Here is a 17,938-nt window from a genome sequence, read left to right as displayed (position 1 = left end):
ACTTAATCCCCTCCGTCCCCTTTTTGTATGATCGCCCCCCTGCACATTGGGGAATGTTCATGGACGTACACAGCGGGGGCCCGGCGCCACCGACGAAGTGGGGATGGCGCTACCTGGCCTGGGCCGGGGTCCCGCTGCTGGCTGGCGTGCTGCTGGCCCGTTATGCCGGGCCGGCGGCGCCCGAGGCTGTTGCCCGCGCCACGGCCACGGCCGAAGCCACCTGGGTGCACATCTGGCGTCGCCGCTGGGCCTGTTCCTGCTGCAGCTGCTGGTGCTGTTGCTGGTGGCCAAGGGCGCAGGCGCGCTGCTCAAGCACTTTGGACAACCGGCGGTGATCGGCGAAATGGCCGCCGGCCTGATGATGGGCCCATTGATGCTCGGCAGCCTGTTGCCGCCGCTGCATGGAGCCCTGTTCCCGCCCAGCTCGCTGGGCCCGCTGGGCATGCTCAGCCAGTTGGGTGTGCTGATGTTCCTGCTGGTGGCCGGTGCCGAGCTGGACCTGGCGGCGCTGCGTGGACGCCGGCGTTTTGCCTTTACGGTCAGCCATGCCGGCATTGCGGTGCCGTTTGTGCTTGGCGTCGCCCTGGCGATCTGGCTGTACCCGCAGCACGGTCCGCAGGGCGTGGGCTTCACCGCATTCGCACTTTTCGTTGGCATATCGATGAGCATCACGGCCTTCCCTGTGTTGCTGCGTATCCTTGCCGACCGCGGTATCACGCAGGCGCCACTGGGGCAGACCGCGATTGCCTGCGCTGCATTGGGTGATGCCACCGCGTGGTGCCTGCTGGCGCTGATCGTGGCGGCTGCACAGGCCAGCGGATGGCTGCCGGCCAGCCTCAACCTGCTGTGCGTAGTCGCCTTCGTGGCGCTGATGCTGGGGCTGGTGAAGCCGTGGTTCGCCCGCCAGCAGATCGCGCCGGGTCGTGAGGGACGCTGGCTGCTCGGCATCCTGCTGCTGTCGCTGGCCAGTGCCCTGGTCACCGAGATGCTCGGCATCCATGCGCTGTTCGGTGCGTTCGCGGCTGGCGTGGCGGTGTCGTCAAATGTGCAGTTGCGCGAGCTGCTGATGGCGCGCGTCGAACCGTTCGCGGTGACGCTGCTGCTGCCGCTGTTCTTCGCCATGACCGGGCTGCGCATGCGCGCCGATACGCTGCAGGCCAGCGATGTCCTGTTGTGCGTGGTGGTGATCGCGGTAGCGACGACCGGCAAGCTGCTGGGCACCTTCAGTGCCGCACGCAGTGCCGGCATGCCCACCCGTGAGGCGTGGCGGCTGGGTGCACTGATGAACACCCGTGGCCTGATGGAGCTGATCGTGCTCAACCTGGGTTACGAACTTGGCCTGCTCGGTGACCGGCTGTTCGCGGTGCTGGTGATCATGGCGCTGGTGACAACGGCGATGACCGGGCCACTGTTGAACCTGATCGAGCGGCGCAGGGGCTGAGCGTTGAACGGTAGTGCCGGCCGCTGGCCGGCAACCTCATGATGCTGGATGCACCTGCATGGATGCCGGCCAGCGGCCGGCACTACCGCGCTGGCACCAGCGTCATGGTGTGCTGCGCCTTGCCCGGCAGGAACGGCGTCGGCCGGCCATGCACCCAGTCTTCGTGGCCGGCACCCCAGTAGGGCGACAGTGGATGCCCACTCTGGCCGCCGGGCATGTGCACGATGCCGTCGGCCTCGTGGCCCGGCGAAACCACCATGCGCTCGGAAGCGCCGAAGTTCGGCGTCTGCACGCGCGGCATGTCGCGGTCGCCGGGCAGGTGGTCGGCCGGCATGCACAGCCAGCGTTTGGCGATGTCCGGCAGCGCCCGTGCGATGGGATGACAGATCGCCGCGGTGTTGCGTTCGCCCCAGCTCCGTTTGGCCAGCGGTCCCTGCCTGGTCAGCTCGCTCTCGGTACGGCGTGCGGCGTCGATCAGCAGTGCATCCCAGCTGTCGAAGGCCGGTGGCAGAAGATTGGCCGGCCGCTGCTGCAGCATCGGCCAGGCCACCCCTTCCAGCTGCGCCAGGCGCGGCTCCAGATAGTCATCGCCCAGCTGCGCATTGGCCGGTGCCAGCAGTGCATCGGACAGTGTCTTCATCACCTGCGTACGGAACTCACGCACCACCCGGTAGCTGACCGAGCTGGCCGAGGCACGGCCGTCCCATTGATGGCTGGCCTCCTTCATGCGCTTCAGTGCAGGGTCGTCACTGCGTTCGATGACGTCGTGCAGCAGCGCCCACCAGCGCTGCAGGAACACCGCGCGATCGTCGAGCTGGATCGCCAGCAGGTCGTGTTCGTCGAAGCGCTCCTGGATCGCCAGCAGGTCGCGGATCTGCCGCGCACGGGCGCCAAGGTCATAACCACCGTTGCCGACATTGGCCAGTGCCTCGCCGTCGAGGACGCGGCCGTTGGCGGTCCACAGGCGATGGTTCGGTGGGTCGATCAATGCCGGCGAGGCGTCGCTGCGGATCGGCCAGGGGGCGCAGTCCTGGTTGTGGGCGGCGTTGAAGCCGGCCGGCGCGCAGCCCGGACCGCGGTCGGGGCGGGCGCCGATCAGGCGCCAGGCGATGCGTCCGCTGCGGTCGCCGACCACCAGGTTCTGTGCGGGAATGCCGGCGTGGTCGGCGAACTGCAGGGCCGCGTCCAGGTCACCGGCGCGGGCCAGGTCACCGAAGTCCAGGCGCACCGCACCGGGCAGCTGGGCGACCCAGCGCAGCGCGTCGCCGCTGCCATCGGCATGCGTGTGCAGGATCGGCCCCCAGGCGGTTTCGCGTACCGGGAACAGCACATCCGCCCGGCCGGCCACCGCAATCCGCTCTTCATGCACGGTCACTGCGGCGTTGGCTGGTTCAGTGCGGTAATCGGCAGTGTCTATGTAACTGTTGGTGAAGCCCCAGGCGACGTGGCCGTTGCTGCCGACGATCACCGCCGGCAGGCCAGGCAGCGAGAAGCCGGTGACGTCGACCTGTCCGCCCGCGGCCTGCGGGTCGGGGTAGCGCAGGCGCACGCGGAACCACAGACCCGGCGCGCGCAGGCCGAGATGCATGTCGTCGGCGACGATCGCGCGACCGTCGGCGGTGAGCGCGCCGGCCACGGCGAAGTTGTTGCTGCCGATGACATCGGCCTCTTCCTGCCCGGTGCCCGGCTTTCCCTTCAGCGTGCGCAGGTCCAGCTGGCTGGCATCGGGCAGCGTGGCGTTGCCGGTGGGTTCGCCGAACAGCGGCGCATCCCATTCCGTGCCGTCGTGGGCGATCAATGCGTACAGCGCCGGCGGCACCACTGCGCGGATGCGGCTCAGTGCAAGCTCGGTCTGGTTGCCGGGGTCCTGCAGGTCGGCGTACATGGCCAGCCCGGTCAGCACGCTGTCGCTGGCCTGCCACGGTTGCGGCGACTGCCGCAGCAGCAGGTAGGCCCATGGCCGCACGGAGAGGCCGGCCAGGCCCTCATTGACCCCACCGACATAGGCGCTCACGGCGTCGACGTTGTCGCCCAGCGCAGCCTGCATGTTCGCCTCGGTGCGCGCGCGCAGCCGATGCACGCGCATGCGCTTGTCGGCATCGATCGCCTTCGGGCCAAACAGTGCGGACAGTTCGCCGGCGGCGCTACGGCGCATCAGGTCCATCTCGAAATAGCGTTCCTGCGCATGCACGCGGCCCAATGCGCGCATCGCGTCGGCCTGGCTGGTGGCGGTGATGGTGACCACGCCCAGCGCATCGCGCTCGATGGTGACCGGCCTGGCCAGACCGGGCAGCGCATGCTCGCCGTCCAGGTCGGCCAGGCTGCCGCGCAGCAGCAGCCACAGGACCAGTGCGGTGACCAGCACGATGGCGACCAACACGCCCAGCACCCAACGCCATGTACGTCGCATCGCACGTCCTTTCCGAACTCGTGGGCCGATTGTAGCCGCAGGCGCAACTGCGACTGATTCCGATTAGATCACCGTATTTTGAAATGCGGCACCCTATGCCGCATCGATTCACAGGAGCCCCCCATGAAAGGCAACCCGGACGTCATCGCCTGCCTGAAGGAACTGCTGCGCGGCGAGCTCGCTGCCCGCGACCAGTACTTCATCCACTCCCGCCGCTACGAGGACCAGGGCCTGTTCGCGCTGTACGAACGCCTGAACCACGAGATGGAAGAGGAAACCCAGCATGCCGATGCGCTGCTGCGCCGGATCCTGTTCCTGGGGGGCGACCCGGACATGCGCCCGCATGCCACCGAGCCGGGCAAGACCGTGGAGGAGATGCTGCAGAAGGATCTCGACACTGAATACGCGGTTCGGAACAATCTGGCCGCCGGCATGAAGCTGTGCGAGGAGAAGGGCGACTACGTGAGCCGCGACATCCTGCTGGCGCAGCTGAAGGACACCGAAGAAGACCATGCCTGGTGGCTGGAACAGCAGCTGGGCCTGATCAAGCGCATCGGCCTGGAGCTGTACCAGCTGAGCAAGATCGACGGCACCGGCGCCCCGGCGCACTGAGCCGGCACCGCTTTTTGTAGAGCCGAGCCAATGCTCGGCTGCGTTCCGGTAGAGCCGACCGCTGGTCGGCTGCTCTGCGAAATGCAGCCGACCAGCGGTCGGCTGTACCAGAAGAAGTACAGCGTTCTGTCGCCCGCCAGCACCGGAGCACCGCCAGCCAGCCTTCGCCCGCCAGCCGCTCCACCGCCTGCCAGCCGACAACGAAAAAGCCGGGGAATGCCCCGGCTTTTTCGTGTCCGGGGTCAGAGCCCTTTCCGGTGGAAAGGGATCCGACCCCCGTGCTCCTCACTCCACCGACAACCCTTCCACCTTCTGCCAGCCGCGCGGCAGCAGGTGGCCGCGGGTGGCGCGGGCGCCGAGGTAGGCGTCGAGCTCGTTGAACTTCAGCCCCATCGTGCGCTGACCGCTGCGCACCTGCAGGGTCTGCCCCGGGCTGATCGCCACGATGGCGACCACGCGTTCGGTGGCGAGCTTGGCCTTCGGGATCTCGATGATCTTGTTGCCCTTGCCCTTGTCCAGTTCCGGCAGGTCGTTGGCGGCGATCGCCAGCAGGTTGCCGGAACTGGTCACCGCCACGATGCGGTCGGTGGCCACGTTGGCGACCATCGACGGGGTGAGCACCGACGAGCCGGACGACAGGTTCAGCATCGCCTTGCCGGCCTTGTTGCGGCCGATCAGGTTCTCGAAGCGGGTGACGAAGCCATAACCGTGGCTGGAGGCCAGCACGAAGCGGGTGTCCGGCTCGGCGCTGGCCAGGGTCACGAAGCTGGTGCCCGGTGCCGGCGAGAAGCGGCCGGTCAGCGGCTCGCCGTTGCCACGCGCGGAGGGCAAGGTGTGCACCGGCGTCGAGTAGGCGCGGCCCTCGCTGTCGAGGAACGCGACCTGCTGGGTGCTGCGTGCGCGCACCGCGCCCTGCAGTCCGTCGCCTTCACGGTAGGACAGGGCAGATGCATCGACGTCGTGGCCCTTGGCGGCACGGATCCAGCCCTTCTCCGACAGCACCACGGTCATCGGCTCGCTCGGCACCAGCTCGGTCTCGTCGATGGCCTGCGCCGCCTGACGCTGCACCAGCGGCGAACGGCGTGCGTCGCCGAACTTCCTGGCGTCGGCAGTCAGTTCGTCGCGGATCAGCTTCTTCAGCTTGGCCTTGCTGTCGAGGATGCCGAGGATCTTCTCGCGTTCCTTGGCCAGCTCGTCCTGCTCGCCGCGGATCTTCATCTCTTCCAGGCGGGCCAGCTGCTTCAGCTTGGTTTCCAGGATGTACTCGGCCTGTTCCTCGGACAGGCCGAAGCGCGCGATCAGCGCCGCCTTCGGTTCGTCCTCGGTACGGATGATGTGGATCACCTCGTCCAGGTTGAGGAAGGCGACCAGCAGGCCTTCCAGCAGGTGCAGGCGGCGCTCGACCTTCTGCAGGCGGTGCTGCAGGCGGCGGGTGACGGTGTTGCTGCGGAAGGTCAGCCATTCGCTGAGCAGCATCTTCAGGTTCTTCACCTGAGGACGGCCGTCCAGCCCGATCACGTTGAGGTTGACGCGGTAGCTGCGCTCCAGGTCCGTGGTGGCGAACAGGTGGCCCATCAGCTGGTCGGCGTCGACGCGGTTCGAACGCGGCACCAGCACCACGCGCACCGGGTTGGCGTGGTCGGATTCATCGCGGATGTCTTCCAGCCACGGCAGCTTCTTGGCGCGCATCTGTGCGGCGATCTGCTCGATCACCTTCGAAGGCGACACCTGGAACGGCAGCGCCGTGATCACGATGTTGCTGGCTTCCTTGGTGAAGGTCGCGCGTGCACGCACGCTGCCGTTGCCAGTCTCGTAGATGTTGCGCAGGTCATTGGCCGCAGTGATGATCTCGGCGCTGGACGGGTAGTCCGGGCCCTGCACGTGTTCGCACAGGTCGCGCACGCTGGCGTCGGGATTGTCCAGCAGGTGCAGCAGCGCGCTGACGATCTCGTTGAGATTGTGCGGCGGCACGTCGGTGGCCATGCCCACGGCGATGCCGGTGGTGCCGTTGAGCAGCAGGTGCGGCAGCCGCGCCGGCATCCAGGTCGGCTCCTGCAGGGTGCCGTCGAAGTTCGGTGCCCAGTCGGTGGTGCCCTGGCCCAGTTCGCCCAGCAGCACTTCGGCGATCGGGGTCAGCTTGGATTCGGTGTAACGCATCGCCGCGAACGACTTCGGGTCGTCACTGGAGCCGAAGTTGCCCTGGCCCTCGATCAGCGGGTAGCGGTACGAGAACGGCTGCGCCATCAGCACGAGTGCTTCGTAGCATGCACTGTCGCCGTGCGGGTGGTACTTACCGATGACGTCACCGACGGTGCGCGCGGACTTCTTCGGCTTGGACGCGGCATTCAGGCCCAGCTCGCTCATCGAATAGATGATGCGGCGCTGCACCGGCTTCAGGCCGTCGCCGATGAACGGCAGGGCACGGTCCAGGACCACGTACATCGAGTAGTCGAGGTAGGCGCGTTCGGCGTACTCGCGCAGCGGCAGTTGTTCGAATCCGTGGAACACGGGGCGGGCAAGTTCGGTCATGCGGCGTTGTTACCTATGTCGGGAGGCGGCGACGGCGGTCGCCGCTCGCAATCCTGTGATTATCCGGATGCGGCGGGGGATGCCAAGCCGCGTGCAGGGTCCAGCCCGGTTTCCAGGCCGTGGCCGGCCCGCGCCAGGTAGCGCCCCGGTGGCAGCCCGAAGTGGCGGCGGAACACGGTGACGAAGGCGCTGGCGCTGCTGAAGCCCAGTGCATGGGCGATGTCGGCGACGCTGCGGCCATCGGTCAACTGGCGCAGGGCTTCGGAGAGCCGGGCCTGCTGCCGCCACTGAGCGAAGCTGAGCGTGGTCTCGTCGCGGAAGTGGCGGGTCAGGCTGCGCGGTGACAGGCCGGCCCAGTGCGCCCATTCCGCCAGGCTGCGTTCGTCGGACGGGTCGGCCAGCAGCTGCGAGGCGATCTTCAGCAGGCGCCGGTCATGCGGCATCGGCAAGTGCATGCGCTGGCGTGGCGCTGTGCGGATCTCGTCCACCAGCACCTCGATGATGTGCTGGCGTTCGGAGGTGGTGTCGTAGCCCGGTGGCCAGTCACAGATGCGCTCGGCGAGCGCCTGCGCCAGCTTGGACAGGCCCAGCACGCAGGGATCGGAGGGCAGGGTGGCACAGACCGGAGCCGCCAGCGCCATGCCCCAGCCACGCAGGGGGCCGTCGAGGGTGACCGTGTGCGGCTCCAGCGGTGGCATCCAGCCGGCCGAGCCCGGCGCCAGCGACCAGGTGCCGTGCGAGGTACGGGTGGTCAGAAGGCCGCGCTCGACGCAGATCAGCTGCGCGCGCTGGTGATGATGCCAATCCACTTCACGGACCAGCCCTTGCGGGCTGTCGAAACGGAAACCGACCACCGGGGGACCGTCGTTGCGCTCGAACCAGTCCAGTGCTTCGTCCCTGAGCAGGCGTTTGGGAGTAGGGATTTCTGCCTTGTTCATCATGTCTGCTGGCTGAAATGTGTCATCCATTGGCTGGATTGTACTACCGGGCCACCTGACCAGGTCATTAAGGTAGGCGCCTTCACCGATCCAGCCCACTGCTGCAACACAGCATTCGATGCCAGATCAAATATTTCCATTGAGAAATATTTTTTTTGGAAGAGAATGCTCCCCCATGATCTGTCCTGCAACCACTCCCCCCAGCTTCGGCCTGCTGCTGCGCCAGGTGCGCGACGGCCTGGTCCGCCAACTCGACGCGTCCATGGCTGAAGAAGATCTGGGCATCGGCTTCACCCACTACATCGGGTTGAAGGTGCTTTCGAACATGGCGCCGTGCACCGCCAACGAACTGGCCCAGGCCATCGATCAGGTGCCCAGCGCGGTGACCCGGCTGCTGGACAAGCTCGAAGCGCTGGGCTGCGTCCGCCGCGAACCGCATGCGCAGGACCGGCGGGCATTGCAGATCGTGCTGACCGACGAAGGCCGCGCGCTGTGGGCGCGCTTGAAGCTGCGTGGCGACGCGGTGATGGATTACGCCCTGCGTGATCTTTCCGCCGACGAGCGCACGCTGCTGCTGTCCCTCCTTACCCGAATCCGCGATTCACTGACGACCCCATGAACCCGATCCCGCATTCCACTTTCCGCCGGTCCGGGCGCGCGCTGCTGGTGTCAGCGCTGGCCCTGGCCCTGGCCGCCTGTGCCAGCAGTCGTGGCCTCAACCCGCAGGGCCACGTGCTTGACGTGGACAGCCTGCACAGCGAACGCACCCTGGCCGACACCGACCTGAGCGCCACTGGCTTCCCGGCGCAGGACTGGTGGAAGGCACTGGGTGATGCGCAGCTGGACGCGCTGGTCGCAGAGGGCCTGGCCGGCCACCCGAGCCTCGACGCCGCCGATGCCCGCCTGCGCCAGGCCCAGGCCCAGGTCGGCACCGCACGTGCCGACGAACTGCCGAGCCTGTCGGTGTCCGGTGGCTACACCGGCCTGCGCCTGCCCGAATCGATGGTCGGCAGCGAGATGGGTGGCCGTTACGGCGGCAGCAGCCAGGTCGCCTTCGACTTCAGCTACGGCGTGGACCTGTGGGGCGGCAAGCGCGCCGCCTGGGAAGCCGCCGTGGACGGTGCGCACGCCGCCACCGTTGAAGCGCAGGCTGCACGCCTGAACCTGTCCACTGGCATCACCCAGGCCTATGCCGACCTGGCCTACGCGTGGCAGCTCAACGACGTGGCCGAGGAAGAGCTGACCCGTTCGCAGAAGTCACTTGAACTGACCCGCCAGCGCCGCAGCGCCGGCATCGACAGTGATCTGCAGGTGCGCCAGGCCGAGGCCCGTGTGCCGGCCGCGCAGCAGCAGGTGCAGGCCGCCCAGCAGCGTATCGACGCCGCCCGCACCGCGCTGGCCGCGCTGGTCGGCAAGGGCCCGGACCGTGGCCTGTCGATCCAGCGCCCGCGGCCGCTGAATCCGGTGGCACTGCAGCTGCCGGGCGTGCTGCCCAGCGAGCTGCTTGGCCGCCGCCCCGACATCGTCGCCGCACGCTGGCGCGTTGAAGCGGCCGACAAGCAGATCAAGGTTGCCAAGACCAAGTTCTACCCGAGCTTCAACCTGACCGCGCTGGCCGGCGTGGTCGCCCCGAACGTGGGCGACCTGCTGAAGAGCAGCTCCACCTTTGCCTATATCGGCCCGGCGCTGAGCCTGCCGATCTTCGAGGGCGGGAAGCTGCGCGCCAACCTGGCCAATACCGATGCGCAGTACGACCTGGCGGTGGCCAACTACAACCAGACCGTGCTCGATGCGCTGCGTGATGTGGCCGACCAGGTCAACGCGGTGCGCTCGCTGGCACAGCAGGCGCAGTCGCAGCAGCAGGCGGTGGACACCGCACGCGCTGCCTTCGACCTGGCCCAGCAGCGCTACCGCGCCGGCATCGGCAGCTACCTGGACGTGCTGACCGCGCAGTCCACCCTGCTGCAGTCGCAGCAGCAGCTGGCCGGCCTGCAGTCGCAGCAGGTGCAGTCCTCGGTGCGCCTGAGCAAGGCGCTGGGCGGTGGTTTCCAGCCCACTGACGCCGACCGCGCACCGATCGCCTCCCATTCCGATTCCTCGCATTCCTGAAGATCTCCGACATGAGCCAGACCCAAGACACCGCGGCCCCGGCCGCCCCCAACCGCCGCGGCCACCTGCTGCGCGGCCTGTTCGTGATCGTCGTGCTGCTGTTTGCCGCTTTGGCGCTGTGGTACTTCATGTTCGGCCGTTGGTTCGAAGAGACCGACGATGCCTACGTGCAGGGCAACCAGGTGCAGATCACCCCGCTGGTGGCCGGCACCGTGGTCGCCATCAATGCCGATGACGGCATGCGCGTGGAGCGCGGCCAGCTGCTGGTGCAGCTGGACCCGTCCGACACCGCAGTGGCGCTGCAGCAGGCCGAAGCCAACCTGGCCAAGACCGTGCGCCAGACCCGCGGCCTGTACCGCAGCGTAGAAGGCGCGCAGGCGGACCTGAACGCCCGCCAGGTGACCCTGAAGCGCGTGCGCGAAGACTACGCCCGCCGCAAGGACCTGGCCGCCACCGGCGCCATCTCCAACGAAGAACTGGCCCACGCCCGCGACGAGCTGGCCGCGGCCGAAGCGGCCGTGGCCGGTTCGCGCGAGACCGTCGAGCGCAACCGCGCGCTGGTCGACGACACCGTGATCGCCACCCAGCCGGATGTGCAGGCCGCCGCTGCGCAGCTGCGCCAGGCCTTCCTCAACAACGCCCGCGCCGGCATCGTTGCACCGGTCTCCGGCTACGTCGCCCGTCGTTCGGTGCAGGTCGGCCAGCGCGTGCAGCCGGGCAATGCCCTGATGGCCGTGGTGCCGACCGAGCAGATGTGGGTCGAGGCCAACTTCAAGGAAACCCAGCTGCGCCACATGCGCCTGGGCCAGGAAGTGGAGCTGAAGTCGGACCTGTACGCCGGCGACGTGAAGTACAAGGGGCGCATCCAGAGCCTGGGCCTGGGCACCGGCTCGGCGTTCTCGCTGCTGCCGGCACAGAACGCCAGCGGCAACTGGATCAAGATCGTGCAGCGCGTACCGGTGCGCATCGCCATCGATGCCAAGCAGCTGGCCGAGCACCCGCTGCGCATCGGCCTGTCGATGAAGGCCGAAGTGAGCCTGCGCGACCAGAAGGGCGAAGTGCTGCCGAGCACCCCGGCCAAGGGTACGGTGTTCGACACCGACGTGTATGCCAAGCAGCTGCATGATGCCGACGAGGTGATCCACACGATCATCCAGGGCAACCTGCCGCAGCAGCAGGCGAAGGTGGGCTGAGGTCGCCATGTCCGCACAAGCTCCAGCCGCGCCCGGCGCTCCGGGCGCACCGGCGGCGCCGGCTGCGGCCTCCGGGTTCCTGCCGCCCAGCGTCGCCCTGTGCACCGTAGGCCTGGCGATGGCGTCGTTCATGCAGGTGCTCGACACCACCATCGCCAACGTCTCGCTGCCGACCATCGCCGGTAACCTCGGTGCCAGTTCGCAGCAGGCGACCTGGGTCATCACTTCGTTCGCGGTCAGCACGGCCATCGCGCTGCCGCTGACCGGCTGGCTCAGCCGCCGCTTCGGCGAACGCAAACTGTTCGTCTGGGCGACCCTGGCCTTCGTCATCACCTCGCTGCTGTGCGGCCTTGCGCAGAGCATGGGCATGCTGGTGGTGTCGCGTGCGCTGCAGGGCTTCGTGGCCGGCCCGATGTACCCGATCACGCAGTCGCTGCTGGTCTCGATCTATCCACGTGAGAAGCGCGGGCAGGCATTGGCACTGCTGGCGATGATCACGGTGGTGGCGCCGATCTGCGGCCCGATCCTCGGTGGCTGGATCACCGACAACTACAGCTGGGAATGGATCTTCCTGATCAACGTGCCACTGGGCATCTTCGCCGCGCTGGTGGTGGGCAGCCAGCTGAAGGGACGCCCGGAGCAGATCGAGAAGCCGAAGATGGACTACGTCGGCCTGATCACGCTGGTGATTGGTGTCGGCGCGCTGCAGCTGGTGCTCGACCTGGGCAACGACGAGGACTGGTTCTCGTCGATGAAGATCGTGGTGCTGGCCTGCGTGGCGGTGGTGACGCTGACGGTGTTCCTGATCTGGGAACTGACCGACAAGGATCCGATCGTCGACCTGAAGCTGTTCCGGCACCGCAACTTCCGTGCCGGCACGCTGGCGATGGTGGTGGCCTACGCGGCGTTCTTCAGCGTGGCGCTGCTGATTCCGCAGTGGCTGCAGCGTGACATGGGCTACACCGCGATCTGGGCAGGCCTGGCGACCGCACCGATCGGCATCCTGCCGGTGATCATGACGCCGTTCGTGGGCAAGTATGCGTCGCGCTTCGACATGCGGATGCTGGCCACCGTGGCCTTCATCGTGCTGTCGATGACCAGCTTCCTGCGCTCGAACTTCAACCTGCAGGTGGACTACATGCACGTGGCCGGCGTGCAGCTGATCATGGGCATTGGCGTGGCGCTGTTCTTCATGCCGGTGCTGCAGATCCTGCTGTCGGACCTGGATGGGCGCGAGATCGCGGCGGGCTCTGGCCTGGCGACGTTCCTGCGCACGCTGGGCGGCAGCTTCGCGGCCTCGCTGACGACGTGGCTGTGGGCGCGGCGTACCCAGGTGCACCATGCCGACCTGACCGAGCATATCTCGGCCTATCAGCCGGGCATGCAGGACCAAGTGGCGGCGATGGGGCAGGGCGACCTGCAGCACGGCGCAGCGGTACTGAACAACATGATCAACCACCAGGCATCGCAGATGGGTTTCAACGACATCTTCTTCCTGCTGGGTTGGATCTTCCTGGCGATCATCACCTTCCTGTGGCTGGCCAAGCCGCCGTTCGGCGCAGGCGCGGGTGCGGCGTCCGCGGGCGGTGGGCATTGATCGACCATTGGCGTTGAAACGCAGAAAACCCCGCCGCAAGGCGGGGTTTTTCTTTTGGTAGATCCACGCCATGCGTGGATGGATCCCGGGGTCGTGTGGGTTCCCGAATCCCGGAAACGAAAAAACCCGCTTTCGCGGGTTTGATCATCTTGAGTCGTGGTGCCCAGGAGAGGACTCGAACCTCCACGGTTTTACCCGCTAGTACCTGAAACTAGTGCGTCTACCAATTCCGCCACCTGGGCGACTCAGGAGAAGAATTGTGCGGCACGGCAGAGAGTGTGTCAACAACATTTCACACTTTTTTCTGCGCTTGCACGCCCAGGTGGTGCAGCAGGCTGCGCATCGCCGGTGACAGCTGCGCCCACCCGGCGAAACAGGCGCACAGGCGGCGTTGTGCCCACGCATCGGCAAGCGGCACCGCAACGGTATGCGTACTGCGTCGATGCTGGCGCGCGATGCTCCGCGGCACGATGCCGACACCGATGCCGTGGCCGACCATGATGCAGACGCCCTCGAAGGTCTTCATGCGGATGCGCACGTCCAGTCGGCGACCGATGTCGCGCGCCTGGTCTTCGATGTAGGTCTGCAGTGCATTGCCATCGGCCAGGGCAACGAAGGTCTCGCCGGCGGCATCGGCGAAGGTCACGCTGCGCAGTGATGCAAACCGGTGATCGGCAGGCAGCAGCATCACCAGCGGATCTTCGGCCACCACATGCTGCTGCAGGCCGGTGGCGTCGACCGCATCACTGATGATGCCGGCCTCGGCCTGGCCAGCGCTGATTGCACGCACGACTTCGGGGCTGGTGCGTTCCAGCAGTTCGACGTGCAGGCGGGGGCGTTCGGCTAACCACGGTGCGAGCCGCGAGGGCAGGTAGCTGGTCAGTGCTGCGGTGTTGGCATACAGATGCAGGGTGCCGCGCGCCCCCTGCGCGAATGCCTGCAGTTCGCCGCGCAGCTGCGCCTGCTGTTGCAGGATCAGGCGTGCATGGTGGGCGAGGGCGGCGCCGGCTTCAGTCAGGCTGACGCCACGTGGATGCCGGTTCAACAGCAGGATGCCGGCATCGGCTTCGATCGTGCGCAGCCGCTCGCTGGCCGAACCCAGGGCCAGGTTCGCCTGCGTTGCGCCGGCAGTGATGCTCCCCGCCTCGGCGATTGCCAGGAACAGGCGCAGGTCGGCGATGTCCATCCGCATGTGATGCCCTCGTCGCAACGGCTGAGCCTTCGGATCAGCCGAAGGCAGGGCCGGGAAGACCGCATTGTGCGCCGGGCGACGGCCCGATCCAATGAAGGCATGAATGAATCGATGTACTTCTATGGGCTGCTGGTGGTGGTGTTCGTGCTGGCCGGCGTGGTCAAGGGCGTGACGGGCATGGGGCTGCCGACGGTGGCGATGGGCCTGCTCGGTGGCGCGCTGTCGCCGGTGGCGGCGGCGTCGATGCTGTTCATCCCGACCTTCGTCACCAATGCGTGGCAGCTGCTGTCCGGGCCGTCACTGGGCCACATCGTGCGGCGCCTGTGGCCGATGATGCTGGCCGTGGTGGTGGTGACGCTGGGTTCGGCAGCGTTGCTGGTACGGGTCGATCGCAGCGGGTCGCGCGTTGCGCTGGGCGTGGCCCTGATGGTCTATGCCGCCTATGCGTTGCTTGCGCCGGTGTTCCGCGTGCCGCAGCGGCGCGAGCGCTGGCTGGGGCCGCTGGTGGGCGCGCTGTCCGGCGTAGTGACCGGCGCCACCGGCGTGTTCGTGATGCCGACGGTGCCGTACCTGCAATCACTGGGGTTGCAGCGCGAAGAACTGGTGCAGGCGCTCGGGCTGGCGTTCACCGTATCGACGATTGCACTGACCACGGGCCTGGTGCTGCACGGTGCGTTCGGCATCCAGCAGCTGGGCTTGAGTGCACTGGCGGTGGTGCCGGCACTGCTGGGCATGTGGCTGGGGCAGGTGATCCGGCAGCGCATCAGTGCGCGGCTGTTCCGCGCCTGCTTTCTGGGTTTCCTGCTGCTGCTCGGGCTGGAGCTGGTGCTGCGGCCGCTGCTGTGACGCCGGCCGCCCCGGGGAGGCGTGGCAATGCCGGATGACAGGCATGAAAAAACCCGCTTTCGCGGGTCTTTCTCATTCTCGACGTGGTGCCCAGGAGAGGACTCGAACCTCCACGGTTTTACCCGCTAGTACCTGAAACTAGTGCGTCTACCAATTCCGCCACCTGGGCGTCGAGGAGCGAGATTATGGGGTGTTGTTACGGGGGTGTCAACAATTTTTGTGGGCCTGGGGGTGGATCCGGTTTCGCCTGCGAGATGGGCTACGACCCCATCTCACTCGCTTGGGGTCAGAGCCCTTTCCTTCGGAAAGGGATCCGACCCCGCTACCGGATCGCAGGCAAAAAAAATCCCCGCCGAAGCGAGGAGTTTTTTCGTTGGTGCCCAGGAGAGGACTCGAACCTCCACGGTTTTACCCGCTAGTACCTGAAACTAGTGCGTCTACCAATTCCGCCACCTGGGCGTTCCAGAGGCGCAATTGTGAAGATGAATCCGGGAGCTGTCAACGACTTCCTGAAATTATTTCATCCAACGCCTCCAAGGCGGGCGCTGACCCGTTCTGCACGCCGTCAACGGCTACCATGTAGGGCGATGACTACCAAAAAACCAAGCAAGGGCGGGAGCAAGTCCCGCAGCCAAGGCCCGAAGAAGGGCCCGAAGGCGGGCGCAGCCCGCACCACCAAGCCGGGCAAGCCGTTGCCGGGCTGGTTCCCCGAATTGAATGAAGGCGGTGCGCCGCCACGCGGCCGCAAGGTCCGCACCGCTGATGCGGCAGCACCCGGCCCGGCCCCGGGCCGCAAGCTGCCGCCGACCGGCAAGGTGATCGACGATCCCTATGCCGCCCGCGAAGCAGAGAAATACGAACAGCCCATCGCCAGCCGCGAGGCCATCCTGGCCCTGCTGGAGCGTTGCGAAGGGCCGCAGACCGCCGAGGAACTGGGGGCACGCCTGGGCCTGACCGCACCGGATCGGGCCGAGGCGCTGTCGCGCCGGCTTGGTGCCATGGTCCGTGATGGCCAACTGGTGCAGAACCGCCGCGGCGGCTTCGCCCCGATCCAGACCCTGAACCTGGTCACCGGCGTGGTGATCGCCAACCCGGAGGGGTTCGGCTTCCTGCGCCCGGTCGAGGGCGGCGACGACCTGTTCCTGCCGCCGTATGAAATGCGCAAGGTCATGCACGGCGACAAGGTGCTGGCCCGCGTGACCGGCATCGACCACCGTGGCCGTCGCGAAGGCAGCATTGCGCGCGTGCTCGAACGCGGCATGACCCGCCTGATCGGCCGCTTCAGCGTCGAGATGGGGATCAATTACGTGGTACCTGACGACAAGCGCGTGCAGCGCAACGTGCAGGTACCGCCGGACCAGACCGGGGGCGCGCGTGATGGCCAGCTGGTGGTCTGCGAACTGACCCAGGCCCCGGACAGCCGCCGCCCGCCGATCGGCCGCATCATCGCCGTGCTCGGCGACAAGCTGACCGCATCGCTGGTGGTGGAGACCGCCATCCACGGCCATGAACTGCCGTTCGAGTTTCCGCAGGAGGTGCTGGACGAAGCCGCCTCGGTGCCGCTGGTGGTCGAGCCGGCAATGATCGGCGATCGTGTCGATCTGCGCAGCACGCCGCTGGTTACCATCGATGGCGAGGATGCCAAGGACTTCGACGACGCGGTGTACTGCGAGCCGAATGCCGATGGCTTCCGCCTGGTGGTGGCCATTGCCGATGTTTCGAACTACGTCCGCCCCGGCACACCGCTGGACGAAGAAGCGCAGAAGCGTGCCACCTCGGTCTACTTCCCGGGCTTCGTGGTGCCGATGCTGCCGGAGACGTTGTCCAATGGCATCTGCTCGCTGATGCCCAAGGTCGACCGCATGTGCTTCGTCTGCGACATGCAGATCGACCGCGATGGCCTGGTCACGCATTCGCGCTTCTACGAGGCGGTGATGAATTCGCACGCGCGCCTGACCTACACCCAGGTGTGGAAGGCGGTGGGCGAGGACGATGCCGATACCAAGGCCTGGATGGGTGACCTGCTGCCGCAGGTGCAGCGCCTGCACCAGCTGTACAAGGTGCTGTCAAAGGCACGTGCCAAGCGCGGTGCCATCGAGTTCGAAAGCAGCGAGGTACGCTTCGTGCTGGACAACCGTGGTGAAGTCACCCAGGCCGGCATGCTGGTGCGCAACGACGCGCACAAGCTGATCGAGGAATGCATGATCGCGGCCAATGTGGAGGCGGCGAAGTACCTGCTGTCGCGCCATGTGCCGGCCCCGTACCGCATCCACGAGAAGCCGCCGGAAACCAAGTACGCCGACCTGCTGGAATTCCTCAAGGAGTTCAAGCTGAGCCTGCCACCGTGGTCGAAGGTGCGCCCGGGTGACTACACCAAGCTGCTGAAGAAGATCCGCGACCGCCCCGATGCGACGCTGCTGGAGTCGGTGTTGCTGCGCAGCCAGAGCCTGGCGATCTACAGCCCGGAGAACCACGGCCACTTCGGCCTGGCGCTGGAGGCCTACGCGCACTTCACGTCGCCGATCCGTCGCTATCCCGACCTGCTGGTGCACCGCGCGATCAAGCATGCGCTGTCCGGCAAGCCGCTGGACAAGTTCACCTACAACGCCCGCGAGATGGCCGCGCTGGCGCTGCAGTGTTCCGAGCGTGAGCGCCGTGCCGACGAGGCCGAGCGCGAGGTCGACGAGCGTTACCGCGCGGCGTGGATGGAAAAGCACGTGGGCGGCCAGTTCGACGGCGTGATCAGCGGCGTGACCAGCTTCGGCCTGTTCGTGGAACTGGACGAGTCGAAGGTGCAGGGCTTGGTCCACGTGACCCAGCTGCCGCAGGACTATTACAAGTTCGACGCGACCCGCAAGACGCTGACCGGCGAGCGCCGCGGCGGCAGCTACCGGCTGGGCGACCGCGTGCGCATCCTGGTGCTGAAGGCCAGCATGGAAGAGCGCAAGATCGACTTCCGGCTGGTCGAACACAAGGGCGAGGACGAGGGTGACGGGCTGCCGCCGCTGCCTGAGCGGGGCAAGCCGGCCAAGCGGAAGAAAGAGAAATATTGATGACCGTGGTAGTGCCGG

Annotated in this window: 11 protein-coding genes, 3 tRNA genes and 1 pseudogene; 8 read left to right on the top strand and 7 right to left on the bottom strand. The window is 67.0% G+C overall.

Annotated features, from left to right (window positions below; all coding sequences use genetic code 11):
- Positions 1 to 53 precede the first annotated feature (53 nt).
- A pseudogene (locus A7X97_RS03910) lies at positions 54 to 1,441 on the top strand (cation:proton antiporter domain-containing protein).
- Positions 1,442 to 1,523: 82 nt separating this feature from the next.
- On the opposite strand, the gene A7X97_RS03905 reads toward A7X97_RS03910, so the two are convergent.
- Positions 1,524 to 3,851, bottom strand: coding sequence for a penicillin acylase family protein (locus A7X97_RS03905; protein WP_088496945.1), 2,328 nt, complete (start codon positions 3,849 to 3,851; stop codon positions 1,524 to 1,526).
- 123 nt (positions 3,852 to 3,974) lie between these two features.
- On the opposite strand from A7X97_RS03905, the gene bfr reads away from it, so the two are divergent.
- A complete protein-coding gene (gene bfr, locus A7X97_RS03900; RefSeq protein WP_072166798.1) occupies positions 3,975 to 4,463 on the top strand; it encodes a bacterioferritin in 489 nt (162 codons plus the stop codon).
- 285 nt (positions 4,464 to 4,748) lie between these two features.
- Here the strand turns inward: bfr and parC are convergent, their stop codons facing one another.
- Both parC and A7X97_RS03890 read right to left on the bottom strand, forming a co-directional pair.
- On the bottom strand, positions 4,749 to 6,992 hold the full coding sequence (gene parC, locus A7X97_RS03895; RefSeq protein WP_111007612.1) for a DNA topoisomerase IV subunit A: 2,244 nt from the start codon (positions 6,990 to 6,992) through the stop codon (positions 4,749 to 4,751).
- 59 nt (positions 6,993 to 7,051) lie between these two features.
- Positions 7,052 to 7,933, bottom strand: coding sequence for a helix-turn-helix domain-containing protein (locus A7X97_RS03890; RefSeq protein ID WP_180884620.1), 882 nt, complete (start codon positions 7,931 to 7,933; stop codon positions 7,052 to 7,054).
- Positions 7,934 to 8,105: 172 nt separating this feature from the next.
- Between A7X97_RS03890 and emrR the strand changes: the two genes are divergently transcribed.
- From emrR to emrB, 4 genes are read left to right on the top strand one after another with little or no spacing between them, the layout of a single operon-like run.
- Positions 8,106 to 8,549, top strand: a complete 444-nt coding sequence (emrR, locus tag A7X97_RS03885; RefSeq protein WP_005415875.1) for a multidrug efflux system transcriptional regulator EmrR — start codon at positions 8,106 to 8,108, stop codon at positions 8,547 to 8,549.
- Positions 8,546 to 10,039, top strand: a complete 1,494-nt coding sequence (gene emrC / locus A7X97_RS03880) for a multidrug efflux transporter outer membrane subunit EmrC (RefSeq protein ID WP_072166795.1) — start codon at positions 8,546 to 8,548, stop codon at positions 10,037 to 10,039. The genes emrR and emrC overlap by 4 nt, the downstream gene beginning before the upstream one ends.
- Positions 10,040 to 10,050: 11 nt before the next feature.
- Positions 10,051 to 11,232 carry a multidrug efflux MFS transporter periplasmic adaptor subunit EmrA gene (emrA, locus tag A7X97_RS03875; RefSeq protein ID WP_111007610.1) on the top strand — a complete coding sequence of 394 codons (1,182 nt, stop codon included), beginning with the start codon at positions 10,051 to 10,053 and terminating at the stop codon, positions 11,230 to 11,232.
- Positions 11,233 to 11,239: 7 nt separating this feature from the next.
- Positions 11,240 to 12,829 (top strand): multidrug efflux MFS transporter permease subunit EmrB, encoded by a 1,590-nt coding sequence (emrB, locus tag A7X97_RS03870; RefSeq protein ID WP_072166793.1) that lies wholly within the window; start codon positions 11,240 to 11,242, stop codon positions 12,827 to 12,829.
- A gap of 157 nt (positions 12,830 to 12,986) precedes the next feature.
- On the opposite strand, the gene A7X97_RS03865 is transcribed toward emrB, so the two are convergent.
- Together A7X97_RS03865 and A7X97_RS03860 are read right to left on the bottom strand one after the other, a co-directional pair.
- Positions 12,987 to 13,071, bottom strand: a tRNA-Leu gene (locus tag A7X97_RS03865).
- 50 nt (positions 13,072 to 13,121) lie between these two features.
- Complete coding sequence (locus A7X97_RS03860; protein ID WP_088496949.1) at positions 13,122 to 14,021, bottom strand: LysR family transcriptional regulator; 900 nt, start codon at positions 14,019 to 14,021, stop codon at positions 13,122 to 13,124.
- Positions 14,022 to 14,120: 99 nt separating this feature from the next.
- Between A7X97_RS03860 and A7X97_RS03855 the strand changes: the two genes are divergently transcribed.
- Entirely contained in the window at positions 14,121 to 14,867 is a 747-nt protein-coding gene (locus A7X97_RS03855) for a sulfite exporter TauE/SafE family protein (protein WP_111007609.1), read from the top strand.
- A gap of 84 nt (positions 14,868 to 14,951) precedes the next feature.
- Here the strand turns inward: A7X97_RS03855 and A7X97_RS03850 are convergent.
- Positions 14,952 to 15,036: transfer RNA gene (locus A7X97_RS03850), tRNA-Leu, on the bottom strand.
- Positions 15,037 to 15,241: 205 nt separating this feature from the next.
- Positions 15,242 to 15,326, bottom strand: a tRNA-Leu gene (locus A7X97_RS03845).
- Positions 15,327 to 15,454: 128 nt separating this feature from the next.
- On the opposite strand from A7X97_RS03845, the gene rnr reads away from it, so the two are divergent.
- The gene (gene rnr / locus A7X97_RS03840) at positions 15,455 to 17,920 is read left to right on the top strand and encodes a ribonuclease R (RefSeq protein ID WP_111007608.1); all 2,466 of its coding nucleotides are present in this window, start codon (positions 15,455 to 15,457) and stop codon (positions 17,918 to 17,920) included.
- Positions 17,921 to 17,938: the final 18 nt, after the last annotated feature.

Source organism: Stenotrophomonas sepilia, assembly GCF_003244875.1.
In the GTDB taxonomy this organism is placed as follows: Bacteria; Pseudomonadota; Gammaproteobacteria; order Xanthomonadales; family Xanthomonadaceae; genus Stenotrophomonas; species Stenotrophomonas sepilia.
The sequence above is the reverse complement of the archived record's forward strand: the minus strand, read 5'-3'. Positions and strand labels throughout refer to the sequence as shown.

What these genes read in the sequence shown, in the direction of transcription:
- A7X97_RS03905 (WP_088496945.1), bottom strand. Translation starts at nt 3,851, where the DNA reads ATGCGACGTACATGGCGTTGGGTGCTGGGCGTGTTGGTCGCCATCGTG.
- bfr (WP_072166798.1), top strand. Translation starts at nt 3,975, where the DNA reads ATGAAAGGCAACCCGGACGTCATCGCCTGCCTGAAGGAACTGCTGCGC.
- parC (WP_111007612.1), bottom strand. Translation starts at nt 6,992, where the DNA reads ATGACCGAACTTGCCCGCCCCGTGTTCCACGGATTCGAACAACTGCCG.
- A7X97_RS03890 (WP_180884620.1), bottom strand. Translation starts at nt 7,933, where the DNA reads ATGATGAACAAGGCAGAAATCCCTACTCCCAAACGCCTGCTCAGGGAC.
- emrR (WP_005415875.1), top strand. Translation starts at nt 8,106, where the DNA reads ATGATCTGTCCTGCAACCACTCCCCCCAGCTTCGGCCTGCTGCTGCGC.
- emrC (WP_072166795.1), top strand. Translation starts at nt 8,546, where the DNA reads ATGAACCCGATCCCGCATTCCACTTTCCGCCGGTCCGGGCGCGCGCTG.
- emrA (WP_111007610.1), top strand. Translation starts at nt 10,051, where the DNA reads ATGAGCCAGACCCAAGACACCGCGGCCCCGGCCGCCCCCAACCGCCGC.
- emrB (WP_072166793.1), top strand. Translation starts at nt 11,240, where the DNA reads ATGTCCGCACAAGCTCCAGCCGCGCCCGGCGCTCCGGGCGCACCGGCG.
- A7X97_RS03860 (WP_088496949.1), bottom strand. Translation starts at nt 14,021, where the DNA reads ATGCGGATGGACATCGCCGACCTGCGCCTGTTCCTGGCAATCGCCGAG.
- A7X97_RS03855 (WP_111007609.1), top strand. Translation starts at nt 14,121, where the DNA reads ATGAATGAATCGATGTACTTCTATGGGCTGCTGGTGGTGGTGTTCGTG.
- rnr (WP_111007608.1), top strand. Translation starts at nt 15,455, where the DNA reads ATGACTACCAAAAAACCAAGCAAGGGCGGGAGCAAGTCCCGCAGCCAA.